This window comes from Streptomyces sp. NBC_00377 (assembly GCF_036075115.1).
Taxonomy (GTDB): Bacteria; Actinomycetota; Actinomycetes; order Streptomycetales; family Streptomycetaceae; genus Streptomyces.
Genome location: NZ_CP107958.1, coordinates 21,117 through 34,555 on the forward strand (window position 1 = coordinate 21,117; position 13,439 = coordinate 34,555).

General features: G+C 68.8%; 17 protein-coding genes and 1 pseudogene. 8 read left to right on the top strand and 10 right to left on the bottom strand.

Annotation, left to right across the window (positions count from 1 at the left end):
- Window positions 1-17 precede the first annotated feature (17 nt).
- Window positions 18-184: pseudogene (locus OHS71_RS00105) on the top strand (DNA-3-methyladenine glycosylase 2 family protein); the annotation flags it as partial.
- A gap of 192 nt (window positions 185-376) precedes the next feature.
- On the opposite strand, the gene OHS71_RS00110 reads toward OHS71_RS00105, so the two are convergent.
- From OHS71_RS00110 to OHS71_RS00140, 7 genes are all read right to left on the bottom strand, one after another.
- On the bottom strand, window positions 377-1,447 hold the full coding sequence (locus OHS71_RS00110) for a terpene synthase family protein (protein WP_328475519.1): 1,071 nt from the start codon (window positions 1,445-1,447) through the stop codon (window positions 377-379).
- Between the two features lie 19 nt (window positions 1,448-1,466).
- Window positions 1,467-2,486: a polyprenyl synthetase family protein gene (locus tag OHS71_RS00115; RefSeq protein WP_328475521.1), complete on the bottom strand. Its 1,020-nt coding sequence runs from the start codon at window positions 2,484-2,486 to the stop codon at window positions 1,467-1,469.
- Window positions 2,483-3,502: a Rieske 2Fe-2S domain-containing protein gene (locus OHS71_RS00120; protein ID WP_328475523.1), complete on the bottom strand. Its 1,020-nt coding sequence runs from the start codon at window positions 3,500-3,502 to the stop codon at window positions 2,483-2,485. Before OHS71_RS00120 ends, OHS71_RS00115 begins: the two co-directional genes overlap by 4 nt.
- Window positions 3,499-3,999: a polyprenyl synthetase family protein gene (locus tag OHS71_RS00125; protein WP_328475525.1), complete on the bottom strand. Its 501-nt coding sequence runs from the start codon at window positions 3,997-3,999 to the stop codon at window positions 3,499-3,501. Before OHS71_RS00125 ends, OHS71_RS00120 begins: the two co-directional genes overlap by 4 nt.
- A gap of 280 nt (window positions 4,000-4,279) precedes the next feature.
- Complete coding sequence (locus OHS71_RS00130; RefSeq protein ID WP_328475527.1) at window positions 4,280-4,711, bottom strand: hypothetical protein; 432 nt, start codon at window positions 4,709-4,711, stop codon at window positions 4,280-4,282.
- Window positions 4,712-5,307: 596 nt separating this feature from the next.
- The gene (locus tag OHS71_RS00135; protein WP_328475529.1) at window positions 5,308-5,532 is read right to left on the bottom strand and encodes a helix-turn-helix domain-containing protein; all 225 of its coding nucleotides are present in this window, start codon (window positions 5,530-5,532) and stop codon (window positions 5,308-5,310) included.
- Window positions 5,529-5,750: a hypothetical protein gene (locus OHS71_RS00140; protein WP_328475531.1), complete on the bottom strand. Its 222-nt coding sequence runs from the start codon at window positions 5,748-5,750 to the stop codon at window positions 5,529-5,531. Before OHS71_RS00140 ends, OHS71_RS00135 begins: the two co-directional genes overlap by 4 nt.
- 473 nt (window positions 5,751-6,223) lie before the next feature.
- Between OHS71_RS00140 and OHS71_RS00145 the strand changes: the two genes are divergently transcribed.
- Both OHS71_RS00145 and OHS71_RS00150 read left to right on the top strand, forming a co-directional pair.
- Window positions 6,224-6,556, top strand: a complete 333-nt coding sequence (locus tag OHS71_RS00145; protein ID WP_328475533.1) for a hypothetical protein — start codon at window positions 6,224-6,226, stop codon at window positions 6,554-6,556.
- Between the two features lie 381 nt (window positions 6,557-6,937).
- Window positions 6,938-7,654: an HNH endonuclease family protein gene (locus OHS71_RS00150; RefSeq protein ID WP_443046831.1), complete on the top strand. Its 717-nt coding sequence runs from the start codon at window positions 6,938-6,940 to the stop codon at window positions 7,652-7,654.
- A 376-nt stretch (window positions 7,655-8,030) separates the two neighbouring features.
- Here the strand turns inward: OHS71_RS00150 and OHS71_RS00155 are convergent, their stop codons facing one another.
- Window positions 8,031-8,681, bottom strand: coding sequence for a DUF6766 family protein (locus OHS71_RS00155; RefSeq protein ID WP_328475535.1), 651 nt, complete (start codon window positions 8,679-8,681; stop codon window positions 8,031-8,033).
- A gap of 158 nt (window positions 8,682-8,839) precedes the next feature.
- The gene (locus OHS71_RS00160; RefSeq protein ID WP_328475537.1) at window positions 8,840-9,262 is read right to left on the bottom strand and encodes a hypothetical protein; all 423 of its coding nucleotides are present in this window, start codon (window positions 9,260-9,262) and stop codon (window positions 8,840-8,842) included.
- Window positions 9,263-9,587: 325 nt separating this feature from the next.
- On the opposite strand from OHS71_RS00160, the gene OHS71_RS00165 reads away from it, so the two are divergent.
- The 3 genes from OHS71_RS00165 to OHS71_RS00175 all read left to right on the top strand — a co-directional run bounded on the left by OHS71_RS00165 (window position 9,588) and on the right by OHS71_RS00175 (window position 11,838).
- The gene (locus OHS71_RS00165; RefSeq protein ID WP_328475539.1) at window positions 9,588-9,914 is read left to right on the top strand and encodes a plasmid stabilization protein; all 327 of its coding nucleotides are present in this window, start codon (window positions 9,588-9,590) and stop codon (window positions 9,912-9,914) included.
- Between the two features lie 52 nt (window positions 9,915-9,966).
- Window positions 9,967-10,146 (top strand): DUF5133 domain-containing protein, encoded by a 180-nt coding sequence (locus OHS71_RS00170; RefSeq protein ID WP_328475541.1) that lies wholly within the window; start codon window positions 9,967-9,969, stop codon window positions 10,144-10,146.
- Between the two features lie 756 nt (window positions 10,147-10,902).
- Window positions 10,903-11,838: a DUF5996 family protein gene (locus OHS71_RS00175; RefSeq protein ID WP_328475542.1), complete on the top strand. Its 936-nt coding sequence runs from the start codon at window positions 10,903-10,905 to the stop codon at window positions 11,836-11,838.
- A gap of 26 nt (window positions 11,839-11,864) precedes the next feature.
- Here OHS71_RS00175 and OHS71_RS00180 read toward each other — a convergent pair whose 3' ends face one another.
- Window positions 11,865-12,416, bottom strand: a complete 552-nt coding sequence (locus OHS71_RS00180; protein WP_328475544.1) for a YceI family protein — start codon at window positions 12,414-12,416, stop codon at window positions 11,865-11,867.
- Between the two features lie 326 nt (window positions 12,417-12,742).
- On the opposite strand from OHS71_RS00180, the gene OHS71_RS00185 reads away from it, so the two are divergent.
- Together OHS71_RS00185 and OHS71_RS00190 are read left to right on the top strand one after the other, a co-directional pair.
- Complete coding sequence (locus OHS71_RS00185; protein ID WP_328475546.1) at window positions 12,743-13,165, top strand: CBS domain-containing protein; 423 nt, start codon at window positions 12,743-12,745, stop codon at window positions 13,163-13,165.
- A 24-nt stretch (window positions 13,166-13,189) separates the two neighbouring features.
- Complete coding sequence (locus tag OHS71_RS00190) at window positions 13,190-13,414, top strand: DUF6480 family protein (RefSeq protein WP_328475548.1); 225 nt, start codon at window positions 13,190-13,192, stop codon at window positions 13,412-13,414.
- Window positions 13,415-13,439 lie beyond the last annotated feature (25 nt).

Here is a 13,439-nt window from a genome sequence, read left to right on the forward strand (position 1 = left end):
CCGATCGACCGCTCGACGGTGCCCCGGCTCCCGGCCCGCTGCCCGCGCTTCGGGCGGTGCCCTCGGCACGCGAGTGGGCGCTCATCCCCTCCTGGGAGTGGCAACAGGCGGGCGTGGACCCAAGCGGGCGGACACGGTTCAGAGGGCCGTGCGGCTCGCCTCGCGGCTGGCTGCACGTGCCGCCGGTCTGTGTGGAGGTGCGAGGTAGAACGCTTCCGGGAGTCCATCCGCGCTTAAGGAGCGGCGGGGCCAGGACGTCGACTGCGTCGGTGATCCGTACGTCCTCGGCCTCGGGTCGTCGGCGTCCCGCTGCGGGAAGCCCCACGGGTTGTTGGCCGCGGCGTCGAGAACGTCCCGGACCATCTGCTCCTCGACCTCACCAGACAGCCCCGCACCTCGCCGTCGCGCTGAGCTGGTCCCACCACCAGGAGATAGCCGGGTACGGAGGGGCTGTGAGGCCCGTTCCCGGCGGCGCGTGTTCGGACACGGTCACCTCCGGCCCGCCCCCGGGGGCGTAGTAGCGCAGGGCGTGCGTGCCGAAGTAGAGGTTCCCGGAGACGACGTTTTCAACGTAGTGCAGGTAGCGCTGCAGGTCCGGGCTGGCGGTGGGCAAGATTTCCGCGCGCAGTCTCGTGTACAGGTGCAGGATGCGGTCGCGCAGGGCGATGCCGTCGGTGATGGACTGGGCTTCGGTCAGGTTCGGGTCGTCGATGCGCAGGGCGCTGAAGATGTTGTCCTTCGGTCTGCCGGCTTCCTTGGCGAGCGAGTAGCGGTCGTTGTCCAGGGCGGCGGCGAAGAGTGCGGCCAGGCAGGCGGCCCGCACCTTGGGGGTGCTCAGTTCCGCCTCGGGGAGATTCGTCATGGCGAGGCCGTCGATGTAGCCGAGGGTCGCAAAACACCCGACGGCGCCGATCCGCATGGCGATGTACTCGTTGACGCCGGGGTGGTGGCCGCGCTCGCGCATCGCCACTTCCCACAGCATGGTCTGAAGCCATTCGGCCTGAGTGCGGGTGAAGCGGACGAACTGGATCGGCGTCAGGACCCGCTTCATGCGGTCGAAGACCTCAGCGGCCGCGACCACCACGGGCGTTGTGCAGTCGGGCAGCGCCCCGGCTGTCCAGCACACCTGCACGCACCGGGCGATCTCCTCGACGACGTCGCCGAGCGGCCTGTCGGCGTCTGGGGGAATCACGGAGTCGTTGATGAGGAAGGCCCAGGCTGAGTAGTCGGACAGGGCTTGCCCGGCTTCCCCTCGGGCCCAGGGGAACAGGTGGGCGGTGAGGAGGGCCCCGCCGCCGCCGTAGGCCAGGAGCTTTTCGGGCGGGTGTCCGAACCCGAACTTCTGTGTCCACCGGATGCTGTTTTCGGCGAGTGCCGCCTTTTCCGGGCTCTCCTCGGGCGTAAAGGGGCAGTAGAAGTCGAAGGGAACGTGTACGGATACGGTCATGGCGCCTCTTCACCGGGGTTCAGGATGACCGTTGGAGGATCATCTTCGTCAGCTCGGCCAGTTCTTCCACGGTGACCGGGTCGGGGTCGCAGGAGTTGAGGGCCGCGAGCGCTTCCCCGGCGTTCTCCCGTGCGAGTTTCACCACCGCCTCGCGCACCCCATCGCGTTCCAACTCGTGTGCGATGGTGCGGCATTCGGCTTCCGTGGGGGGTTCCTTCCTGCGGTACAGGGCACGCAGGCGCTCTGTCGGCGGGCCGTTTTCGTTGATCGCGAGTGCTATCGGGACGGACAGTTTCCGTGACCGCAGATCCGACATGGCCGGCTTCCCGGTGGACTCGGGATCGCCCCAGATTCCGAGGACGTCGTCGGTGCACTGGAACGCGACGCCCAAGAGAAGACCAAACCGGCCCAGGTGCTGTACGCGCTCGTCGTCGGCGCCGGACAGGATCGCCCCGAGGGTGCAGGCACACGAGAGGAGCTCGGCGGTCTTGCCCGCGATCATGTCCAGGGCATCGTCGAGCGTTGCCGTGGTGTCCTTCTCCATGAGCGTGTCCACGAACTCCCCTTCGATGAGGGTCTGCACGGCGGACAGCAAGACGGGAACCGTACGGTCGGCGTGGGGCGCGCCGGTCAAGGCCTGCACGGAGCCGAAGAACAGGGCGTCTCCGGCGAGGATCGCGGCGGGTACTCCCATGGCCGACCACAGGGATGCGCGGCCTCTGCGCAGCCGGTCGTTGTCGATGATGTCGTCATGCAGCAGTGAGGCGTTGTGCACCATCTCCACGGCCAGGGCGGCGGGCAGGGCCTGATGGTCGCTTCCGCCCAGGGCCCGGCAGGAGAGGATCACCAGAGCGGACCGCAGGCACTTTCCCGGGTTCGACCGAAGTGAGTTGCCGTCCCGGTCCCACCAGCCGAAGTGCACTCCCACCGGGTGCTGTATCGCTTTGGGAAATTTGCTGACCGCCGAGCGCAGTGCCGGGGAGGCGAGCGCGTAGGTGTCCTCGAGTATGTGACGGGCGGTTCGCCGAGGCGCCCTCATACGGTGTCCTGGGGGTAGAACTGCCTGCACCATTTCCGGTACCGGCCGATGGGACCGTCGCCGGCTGCCAGATGTGGCGGGTCCTTGTATCTCTTCGCGTTCCACAGGGGAACGTCTCCGCCGTTGTCAGGAAGCATGACGGTATTGAGGTTGGCCCACAGGGCGGCGTGCGAGGCCAGTGCCGCATACACGCCCTTCACGGGACGCGGGAGGGTGGAGCGGACGCTGAACAGGAAGGTGGAACGGACGCGCCATGCGCCGGACGGGATGTTCATCAGCCATGCCCGGAGAGATCCGTAGGGGATGTCGATCTCTGCCAGCAGGTATCCCAGCCCGTGGATCTCGGAGGAGAAGGCGTGGGCAAAGGTGTGGCCTCCGGGGAGTCTGAGGCGCAGGGCGAAGTCCGCCGACCAGCTTTGGCCGTCCGGCTTCAGGCCGGTGACTTCGCATCCGACGATCGTGTTCTGGTGAAGACGGGTCACGGGGCCGGTGTCGACGAAGTTCTCCATCACCTCCTGCGGGTGGGAGGAGAATTCAATGGACGCCTGGGCGGGGGCGCTCCATCCGGTGTCGTTCAGGCGGGGGATCTCCCAGACGGGTGGGGCACCGGCATGGTGGTTCCAGGCAAGGATGAACCCGCACATCTCACGTACCTCGACCGTACGCAGGGCCGCCTTCACGGGAGCCGCGTCGTATGACCGGACGCAGGCGCCGGTGGCGTCGAAGCGGAAGCCGTGGAACGGACAGACAAGCGTGTCGCCTTGCACTGTTCCGCCCACTCCGAGGTGCGCTCCGAGATGGGGACAGTAGGGGCGGTTCCCGTGAAGCGTGCCTTGAGCCGTGCGCCACAGAACCACGTCCTCGCGCCCCAGCCTCCTGGTGACGACCTGGCCGGGCTTCACCTCGCCGGCCAGGCCCATGTACCAGCCGTCCGGTATGGGGAGAGGGCTGACTCCCGGCGGGTAGGCGGGGCTCGGCTTGTGGTCGTGGGCTTTCCAGGTACGCAACCGCTTCATGGCCTGCCCCCCTCGGTGAGCTTCAGGGCTTCGTCGATCAGCGCCTGCACGGCGGCCGGCAGCACCGGCACCGTCCGGCCCGCGTCCGGCGCCTCGGCCATGGTCTGCACGGCGGCGAAGGACAAGGCGTCGCCCGCGAGGATCGCCGCCGGAACACCCTTGGCCGCCCAGAGCGCGGGCCGGCCGCGGCGCAGCGGATCCTCGTCGATGACATCGTCGTGAAGCAGGCTGGCATTGTGGACCAGTTCCACCGCCACAGCCGCCACCCGCGCGGCGCCCACCGCCCGGCACGCCAACAGGGCAAGGGCCGCGCGCACTCCCTTGCTGACAGCCGGCGCGTCCAGGACCGTGCCGTCGTCACTCCACCACCCGAAATGCAGCCCCGCGACATGCCGGACCTGAGGAGGCAGGGTGTGTACCCGGGACCGGACCAACGGCGCAACCAAGGCCGCGGCCTGCGCGAGAATCGTCTCGCAGTCACGAGGTGAGTCAGCCACTCGAACCCCTTCCAGGCATCAGGCCGTATCCACGCCAGGATCAGGGTGCAAGCGGAACGAGGGGCAGGGAGTGACGACCGGTGCGCGACGCACACCCCCCGACCCACTCCACCCCCGTGCACGACACCCTGCGCCGCACGCGCCCACCTCATACCGGCCAGCCAGCTCACCCCGCCCGATCCCAGCCGGATGGGTCGTGCCGGCGTCTCCACCGTGCCTTTCGTTCCTGGACTGGCAGACGCGCAGCTCAGGAACGAAAGGCGGGCGCTGGAGCAGTGGGCTAGAACCCGGGGCTCACCCAGTGCGCCATGACTCCCGTGCGTCCGTCGCCGTTGCTGAGGACGGCGGCGTCGGTCGTCCCGATGCGGTAGGCGTGGAGGGTGATGACGTCATTGACGTCGAACTTCTCCAGGATGGTCTGCCCGGCGGTGGTCTGCATGACCGTGTTCCCGCCGGTGATTGCTTCCGTGCCGGCAATGAGCTGGGTGCCTTTGAACAGTGCGGTGCGGACGAGCGCACTCGCCGATGCGGACCCCCCGGTGTACGAGCGGGCGTGGTAGGAGATCTCCCACACCCCGGGGTGGGGGATCGTGAGTTTTTCGACCTCGGAGATCAGCTGATCGGTGCGGTCGCCGGTGAGGTTGTGGGTGAAGTCGACCGGGCTGGTCTGGAGCCACGTCGAGCCCCGCCGGTAATTCGCTGGAGTCGTCATGCCATTTCGTTCCTTTGCCGCGCTGGGACACTGACCGTGCCGGGTGCTCTTGCCGCCGGCACCGGCCCTATGAGAGCGGCGGCACACGCGGTGGCGGTAGGCGGCCCGGGCCCCTCCAGGCCAATTCGGTCTTACGGGTTTATCCGACCCTTTCGATCCCGCGCCAAGGGCCTCCCGCACGCAGAAACCCTTCTCCATACAGGCGTTCACCACGTCGTGGAGCTCCACAACGGCGGGAATACGGCCCCGCCGCCACCCCGCCCACCCCCCGCAGGGGTGAACGACGCCACGCCCGTATTGACGCCGGACACGGTCACTCGTGCAGGCGGTAGCCACCATCACGCTGGTGCCGGGCTCCCGTGAGCGCCTCCCCGTCCGCATCCGGTTCGAGGCCGGTGAGGGCGGTCATGGCCCTCACCCGCCTCCACTCAGGTCCGGGAAGGGTGACGGACTCCCCGGACCGCTCAGACAAGGTCGGCCCGGAGCTGCTGCCCGACAGCCAAGCACGTCCCACGACGGTGGTCGGGGACGCAGGACTCCGGCCCGTTCAGGTCGGCCCGACCCCGCCGTATTCACACCACGCGGCCCCATCCTTGCTAGCTGGTCAAACGGCAACTCTGCCAGCTGCGTCCGTCGCGGGTGAGTGCACCGCGCTCCTCCAGGTTCGCCAGGTGATAGGCCACCGACGCCGGGCTACGCAGCCCGAGCTCCCGCGCCAGCTCCCGTACCGACAGCGCCTCTCCGCGATCTCGGATGGAGTGACGGATGCAGGCGAGGACCTCCTCCTCGCGCACCGTCAGATGCTGCGGCCGGCGGTTCACTGCTGCCGCTCCAGCGCACGGCCCTGGCGGCGCAGCTCTTCCCGGCCGGCCGGTCCCTGGGTCCAGTACGGGTGCCACCACAGGCGTACGGACAGCCGGAGCAGACGGCGGCGCAGCGCCGTGACATTGCGGGGCCGGGGCGCGGCGAGCGCGCGGTAGGTCGCGTTCCAGGCGTGCTGCATCTGCATCAGGTCGTCGGGGAAGTCGGTGCCGTCCACACCCATATTAGATCTCTTGTTCGATTTCCTTGCCAAGCGACACACCCGGCACCGCCCGCCACAGCCGGACAGACGGGGTTGCGGAGCTAAGCCGGCCCCGGTGGAAGATGCACACCGCCTCCAGGAACCGGCAGGCAAGCGACTCACTAGACCCACCGTGAAGGCTTCACGCGCCGCCGCCCTAGCCACACCGGGCATTCGACGCCGGCCCCGCCGGCAGGTCACCGACTCCCTTATCCGTCACAGAACACGGATTCAAGATCTCGCCCGGCCAGGAAGTCGCAGCTCACAGCTATCGAATACGCCTGCACAGCAGGCGAGAGTGCTGCCCGTCCAGCGGGGTTGCGCGGCTAACCGCCACCCCCTTCAACCTGCCTGCACACCCCCGCCGCTCCCGACGCTGTCCCTGCCCGCGGTTCCGCCCAGAAGGGGTGACATACCAGCGATCACTGCACCCCGATCAGGAGCCGATCATGAACACCCCCACCCTCCCCGGCCACGCCCTCTCCGGCCTCGCCGCCGGCACCTCGGCCCTCGCCCACGCCCCCTGGTGGATCGTGCTCCCGCTCCTGCTCCCGACCACCGCCACAGCCATCACCACCCTCGTCACCACCTGCACCACCGCCCGCACAGAAGCCATGCGACGCCGACACGAGGACGCCTTCCTCGACAAGGCCGTCCAAGCCGCGGACTACACGGCGGGCCTGGACCACATCGCCCGCGTCCGGCAGGCCGCCGCTCCCCCGCCACCGGATCCCGCGGCGCAGACACAGCAGCCGGCCGAACCCCCGACACTCCCGCCATGACGGCTCTCCCTGCTACTGGACTGAGCCCCCGATGCACCGCCGTGCAACGAGGGCTCAGGAGCATGCCGCCTTCCCGTATCCCTCGCGCAGGCGGCCGCTCGGGCGGTCCTCGTCTCCGAGCCCCGCTCCCAGGTAATCCGGGACTGCTCCATGCGCGGATTGGTGACAACGGCTATGCACCGCGTCGCCGGCGGTCCCGGCGGGTCGCCGACAACCACAACACGGTCCCAGCCGCTATTTGTTGGCCACCCTGCGGACACCGAGAGGGACAGCCGCGCGTCCTTGCTGTGGCGTTTCTCCAGGTGAACCCATACACCCGCCCGGGTGAAACGGTCTGCACCACCCTCCCGGCTGCAGGGCGCTGGCCGCAACAACCCGGATGTGATCAAGAAACTGACCCGCATCGCCGCCGTACTCACCCTCGCCACGCTGCCCCTCACTGCCCCGGCCTCCGCAGCAACGGCCCAGCCGTCATCTCCTGCCGCAGGTCCGGTTGTCATGTCGCTGGCGCCTGCTGGCGCGCAGGATGTGCCGCTGTTCCAGGCCCTGGAGTGGATCGGCGAGGCGCCCGTGAGCCGGGACGGCTACAGCCGGGACCTGTTCAAGCACTGGAACAAAGGCCTCAACCCCACCGACGGGTGCGACACCCGCAAGGAAGTCATCCTGTCCGAGGCCAAGCTCGCCCCGGAGACCGGAGCACGGTGCGCACTGTCGGGCGGGCGCTGGTTCTCGGAGTACGACCAGGTGTGGGTGACCGCGGCGTCCTCGCTCGACGTCGACCACATGGTCCCGCTCGCCGAGGCGTGGGACTCCGGGGCGTCGGCGTGGACGGCCGCCCGGCGTGAGGCGTACGCCAACGACCAGGGAACACCGACCTCGTTGATCGCGGTCTCGGGCAGTTCCAACCGTTCCAAGAGCGACAAGGACCCCGCCGACTGGCTGCCCGTCGACGCCTTCCGCTGCGAGTACGCGACCGCCTGGGTGGCCACCAAGCCGCGCTGGCAGCTGCCCGCCGACCCGGCCGAACGCGACGCCCTCACCCACCTCGCGGAAGTCTGCCCGGACGCCACCGTCACCTACGAGCAGGTACCGAGGTGATACCGGCCTGCACATAACACCAGGCGGCGCGCCCACCCCGGGAAGGGAAGGGCGCGCCGCCGAGGTGCCGTGTCTGCCGCAGCCGCCGCGCGGCATTCCCCCGCAGGAGGTGGGGTGGGTCAGTGGCGGCCGCCTCGGCGGTGGCCCCAGGACTGGTCGTCGACGAAACGGCCGTGGTCGTTGCGCAGGGTCGACGCGGCCCTTCCCCACTCTTCTGATCGTGGCTCTGGCTGCAGAGGCATCAGGCGAGCCGGTCCTCGCTTCGCGCGGCTGACAGGGTGCCGATCCCGGCGATATTCGTGGCACGAATGAATACACGCGCCCTTCAGCCGAATGCCTTGTCCGAGCTCTCTGACGAGGTGAGGACACGTTGCGCTCATCCCTCGACGCCGGTGGAGGTGTGGGGGGTGCCCACAGGTTTGGACTCCGGGGAACCACGCTGGCGCAGGTAGACGGAGAGGATGGCCATGGATGCAACGGCCAGCAGCTCGGACTGCCAGTTCTGCAGGCTGCGGCTCCAGAAGTCGGCGGACACGACGTACTGCGTCCACCCGATAGGGGCTTGCAGCTGCCTCAGCTGCTGCTCGTTGTAGGCGGCGACGCCCCCGATGGACTGAGCCAGCCAGGACAGAAGGAACAGCGCGGCCATCACCAGGCCGAGCGACCGGGAGAACACCGCCTGGCGCACTCCGCCCACTGCCGCCCAGCGTGGGGAGTCCGGGCCCGCGTGCTCGCCGACCCGCTGGTCCTCATCCGATTCAGGGCCGGCCTTCTGCATCTCCTTCGACTCCGGTGAGCCGCGTTGCAGCAGCCAGACGGTGGCGAAGATGTACAGGAAGAACTGCAGGTACTCCGACTGCCAGTTCTCCGTCACGTCCACGGCGAAGTCCGAGGACGCCGGGTAGTCGAGGAAGCCGATCTGCGCGAGGCCGTCGGTGGTGAGCGCGATCGCCTGCCCGGCCAGGGCGAGCAGGAAGGCCAAGCCGAAACCCAGCGTTATGCCGTTGTCCCCTACAAAGCGGCGCATGCCGTGTTCCCTGACGGTGCCGGCGTCGTCCCGGTGCGAAGAGCCGGACGGGGGCGGCGGCGTGGCGGCGGTCATCGCTGCATCAGGCCCACCGCAGTGAAGTAGGCCAGTCCTCCCAGGACGACGGTCAGGCAGAGGGTGAACATGGTGCGCATGCGTCAACTTCCCTTGACCGAGCACTCGTAGGGCTGACCGGGGCGAGGCTTGCATCCGGCGGCAACGATTTTCCAGCCGTCCTGGAACTGCGAGAGGAACAACGTGTCCGAAGCCAGCACGGCGCGTGCCTGACGGCCATGGACGTCCACGCCGCGGACCGGCCCCCCGGCGGGGAGGTTTTGGGCCTCAATGGCGTCGACGCATACCTTCTTCGCTGCACTCTCCACCTCCTTGCGTGTCTGCGGCGCGAGAGCCGTACACAGTGCTGCCCGGTCGCCTTCGTTCAGTGCCTCCTCGAAAGCCGTGGCCGCAGTGGAGACGTTCGCACTGCGCTGCTCGGTGCCGCCGCAGGCGGCCAGGACCAGCAGGAACAGGCAGAGCGACGGGGGCCGGGCCCTGGTGAAACGCCGGCCTTGTCCACTCACGCTGGCACTCCCCTTCGCAGATGCACGTCCTGTCTCATCGTGGCGGCCGTCTACCCCGGCCACTGCCGGACACGCCTTGTCTCCCCGCCCGCAACACGCGCATGGGCGTTCACCGACCTTGAGGAGAAGCCTCCGCCACGGGGGCGCGGTGGCCGTGTACTCATCCGTTCGGTGGCTGCCTGCTCGCACACCCCGGCCTCCCCGCATCAGATGGAATCAACGCGTCCCGGATCCAGGTGAGGAGCGCCGGACGGCGGGTACGCAGGAGATCAACCGGAGCGCCTGCGCGGCCGAGCGGGCCGCGCCTGCCCGAAAGGAGAGCGTCATGCCGCAGGGCTCCAGCGCGAAGCGTGAGCGTCAGTACGAGCACATCAAGGAGAGCGCCGAGAAACGCGGTACCTCCAAGGGCCGTGCGAAAGAGATCGCGGCGCGCACCGTGAACAAGGAACGGGCGCGCTCCGGCGAGTCGAAGACAGCGAGCAAGACGTCCACCCGGGACCCGAAGTCCGCTCCGCAGCGCGGCGGTGAGCGCTCGCACCGCGGCGCTCAGGGGCCGACGAAGGACCAGCTGTACGCGGAGGCGAAGAAGCGCGGCATCAGCGGCCGTTCGTCGATGAACAAGAAGGAATTGGCCAACGCTCTGGGGCGCTGACCGAGCCGGGCCGCCCCGACAGAAGCGGGGGCCGCTGCTTCCCCGTGGCGGGATGCCGACCCACGTCCGGCACGCCGAGAACGGCAGCGAGCAGACCCGCCAGCGGATGGACGACGTCGCCTACACGCTGTGCGTATCGACCGGCACCCGCGACATCGACACCGCCCTCATCGCCGCCCGCCACCAACTGCCCGGAGCCCGCGCCAAGGACGACTCCCTCCTCACCGCCTGACCGCTTGTCTCCCTGCCTCGGTTCTGCCAGCCATGAGCAACAGGGTGAGTGCCCACATGTACAAGGGGCCGGTCCGCGACCGGCCCCTCAGCGCACCGAATCCGACCGACCTCGGGCTGGGACAAGCAACAGCATGATGTTGCGAGGCCGAGAGGGCCACACGGACCGGCCAGCAGAGGGCGTGGGCTGGCACGCTGGTCGCCATCGTAAGTGCGGCGCGTCGTCTAGTGCGTTCAGGTGGGCAGCCGGAGGAGCAGGAGGTCGTGGCGCGATTGCGGAGGCGAGCCCAATTCCACCCTGCCGCCGCCGGTCCACGCACCGGATACACGGTGGAGTCCACCGTGCCCACTCACCTCTGGCGGCGTCGGCGAGGACGTGCGGACCACCACGGGTTCGGCGGCTCGCGAAGGAGAGCCTGGCGGGTACCTGGCGAGTCTTCCCCCAGACGCTCTGGAAAACGTGGACAGGCTCAATCCACGTCCAGGGCTGCGCCGCTGGGTTTACGACCTGGGATGCCGCGCCGGCCGCCCTGGCCTACACGGAGCTGGAGGAGCGCGCCGCGCTCTGTGTCTGCCTTGACCGGGGGCCGACCGCCCACGTCGCCTCGTCCACGGTCGGACGACGGCGTGACCTGGGCGGTGTCCGTGCGGTGGTCCGGGCTGAACCGCTCTCTCGGCGGCGTGCCGGATGTTTCCTGCGGGGTCATGATGAGACTGCCCGGCCGCCGCGTGAGCGCCGGGCGGGAAGGGGCAGGCGATGGATCTGTTCCCGCCGGTGCCGCTGGCGGAGTGGCGGGACACCAAGGAGACGCTGCACCGCTTCGCACAGATCGTCGGCAAGATCCGCTTGGCCGCGAGCGCCCGGCGCAACCACTGGTGGAACGTCCCGTTCCATGTCACTGGGCGCGGTATCACCACCCGTCCGATGGGTCAGGTCGACGGGAATCCGATCTTCACGCTCGACTTCGACTTCGTCGACCACCGGCTCGTTGTCATGACGCTGGACGGCGAAGAGCGGTCCGTTCCGCTTCCGGGCCAGTCCGTCGCGTCCTTCTACGACCAGACCCTGGCCGCTCTGGCAGCGCTGGGCATCCGAGCAGACATCGCCATTCCCAGGCCCTTCGATCTGCCTGACACCGGCCGGCCGTTCATTGAGGACACCGAGCACGCGGTCTACGACCCGGTGGCCGCGAACCGCTACTGGCGGGTGCTGAGCCAGGTTGCGTCCGTGCTCGAGGAGTTCGCGGCGGGCTTCTCGGGGAAGACCAGCTCGGTGCACCACTTCTGGCACACCTTCGACATCGCCCACAGCCGGTTCTCCGGGCGCCGGGTCGACCAGCCCGGGCAGGTCGACCCGGTCACTCGGGAGGCGTACTCCGCGGAAGTGATCAGCTTCGGCTTCTGGTTCGGCGACGACACCTTTGCCGAGCCCGCGTTCTACTCGTACACCGCGCCCGAGCCCATTGGCCTGGCCGAAGCGCCGCTCAGCCCGGCGTCCGCGCAGTGGGTGGCGAAGGGCGACAGCCACCTGGCCGTGCTGCGCTACGACACGGCCCGCGCCGAGGCCGATCCACGTGCCGCCGTGCTCGCCTTCTACGAAAGCGCCTACCAGGCCGGGGCCAAACGCGCCGGATGGGACATCGCGGCGCTTGCGTGCCCCGGCGGAATCACGGACCCGGTCCGTCACTCCTGACGGGTGTGTCGGCCGGTCGGGCGCTGCTAGCCCTGTTTGATCGCGGAGATGTCGAACTCCAGGACGATCTTGTCGCCGACCAGCACGCCGCCGCCTTCAAGGGCCGCGTTCCAGGTCACGCCGAATTCCTTGCGCGAGATGGTCACCGATCCTTCCAGGCCGACCCGCAGGTTGCCGTACGGGTCGACGGCGTTGCCGGTGTACTCGAAGTCGACGGTGACCGGGCGGGTGGTGTCCTTGATGGTCAGGTCGCCGGTGACTCGGTATTCGGTGTCGGAGCGAGGCTCGACCGCGGTGCTGCGGAAGGTGATGTCGGGGAATTTGGGAGGGTCCAGGAAGTCGTTGGTGCGCAGGTGCTGGTCGCGCTGTTCGACGCCGGTGTCGATGCTCTCGGCCTTGATCACCACCTGGGCGGTGGACCGGGTCGGATCGGCGCCGTCCAGGTGGGCGGTGCCTTCGAACTGGTGGAACGCGCCGCGGACTTTGGTCACCATGGCGTGGCGGGCGACGAAGCCGATCCGGGTGTGGGCGGGGTCGAGGACGTAGTCCCCGGTGAGTTCAGGGATTTTGACGGTCATGGTCAGGCGCCTCCGAAAGACCGGGATCCTGGCGGCGGTACGCCCGGATCGTTCCGGCCCCACGTTAGGACGCGGCCGATTCTCGTCCCGGCCAGACACACGGGGTGGCGGAGTGCACTCTGACCGGCGTCCTCGGGCCGTCGGCTTGCCACTGCCGGCCTTCCTTGCACCTGTGACCGAGACTGAGCCGGGCAGCTCCAGGGCATGGTGCTGTCGAAACTGCTGAACAGTCGCTCTGGCGACGCCGTGGGGGCTGGCCCTCCGCGCGGGTACTCGGTCTGGGAACGGTGGTGGAAGAGCACCGCCCACACCTGGAGGGATGTCCCATGACCCAGCATGTCAGCGACGTCATGACGAGCGCCCTGGTGACCGTCGAGCCGCAGGCCTCGGTGACGGCTGTGGCCCGGAGGATGCGGGACGAGAACATCGGCGCCGTTCTCGTCACCGACGGCGAGCAGCTGCGTGGCCTGGTCAGCGACCGTGACCTGGTGGTGCGCGCGCTGGCTGAAGGCGGCGACCTAAACAACATGACCGTGGCCGAAGCGTGCAGCGAGGATCTCGTCACGGTGGGGCCCGACGACGATCTGACTCTCGCGGTCGAAGTGATGCGCGAGCATTCCGTCCGCCGTGTCCCGGTGATCGATGAAGAGCAGCATCCGGTGGGCATCGTCTCCCTGGGTGACCTGGCCATCGAGCGCGACTCCGGGTCTGCCCTCGGCGACATCAGCGCCGCGCGGTCGAACCAGTAGCGAACCCTGAAAGGAGTGTCCGTCATGACGACTCCTGATCCCGACCCGCGGCGAACTCCGGGAGTCGGGCCAGGCGGCGATGTACCACCCGGTGAAACGCCACCCGCCGAGGGAGGCACCTACGGCATCTCCTATCCCGTGCCTGAACTGCGCAAGGGATGGGGACCGATGCCGCTCACCCTGATCCTGGTCGTGGTGGCGATGGTAGCGATCGGGCTGATCGCCATGGTGGTGGCCCTGGTCGCGTAACCGCCCTGAGGTCAGCACCACGTAG

Coding starts and splice junctions, on each gene's coding strand:
- OHS71_RS00110 (WP_328475519.1), bottom strand. CDS start 1,447: ATGACCGTATCCGTACACGTTCCCTTCGACTTCTACTGCCCCTTTACG.
- OHS71_RS00115 (WP_328475521.1), bottom strand. CDS start 2,486: ATGAGGGCGCCTCGGCGAACCGCCCGTCACATACTCGAGGACACCTAC.
- OHS71_RS00120 (WP_328475523.1), bottom strand. CDS start 3,502: ATGAAGCGGTTGCGTACCTGGAAAGCCCACGACCACAAGCCGAGCCCC.
- OHS71_RS00130 (WP_328475527.1), bottom strand. CDS start 4,711: ATGACGACTCCAGCGAATTACCGGCGGGGCTCGACGTGGCTCCAGACC.
- OHS71_RS00145 (WP_328475533.1), top strand. CDS start 6,224: ATGAACACCCCCACCCTCCCCGGCCACGCCCTCTCCGGCCTCGCCGCC.
- OHS71_RS00155 (WP_328475535.1), bottom strand. CDS start 8,681: ATGCGCCGCTTTGTAGGGGACAACGGCATAACGCTGGGTTTCGGCTTG.
- OHS71_RS00165 (WP_328475539.1), top strand. CDS start 9,588: ATGCCGCAGGGCTCCAGCGCGAAGCGTGAGCGTCAGTACGAGCACATC.
- OHS71_RS00170 (WP_328475541.1), top strand. CDS start 9,967: ATGCCGACCCACGTCCGGCACGCCGAGAACGGCAGCGAGCAGACCCGC.
- OHS71_RS00175 (WP_328475542.1), top strand. CDS start 10,903: ATGGATCTGTTCCCGCCGGTGCCGCTGGCGGAGTGGCGGGACACCAAG.
- OHS71_RS00180 (WP_328475544.1), bottom strand. CDS start 12,416: ATGACCGTCAAAATCCCTGAACTCACCGGGGACTACGTCCTCGACCCC.
- OHS71_RS00185 (WP_328475546.1), top strand. CDS start 12,743: ATGACCCAGCATGTCAGCGACGTCATGACGAGCGCCCTGGTGACCGTC.
- OHS71_RS00190 (WP_328475548.1), top strand. CDS start 13,190: ATGACGACTCCTGATCCCGACCCGCGGCGAACTCCGGGAGTCGGGCCA.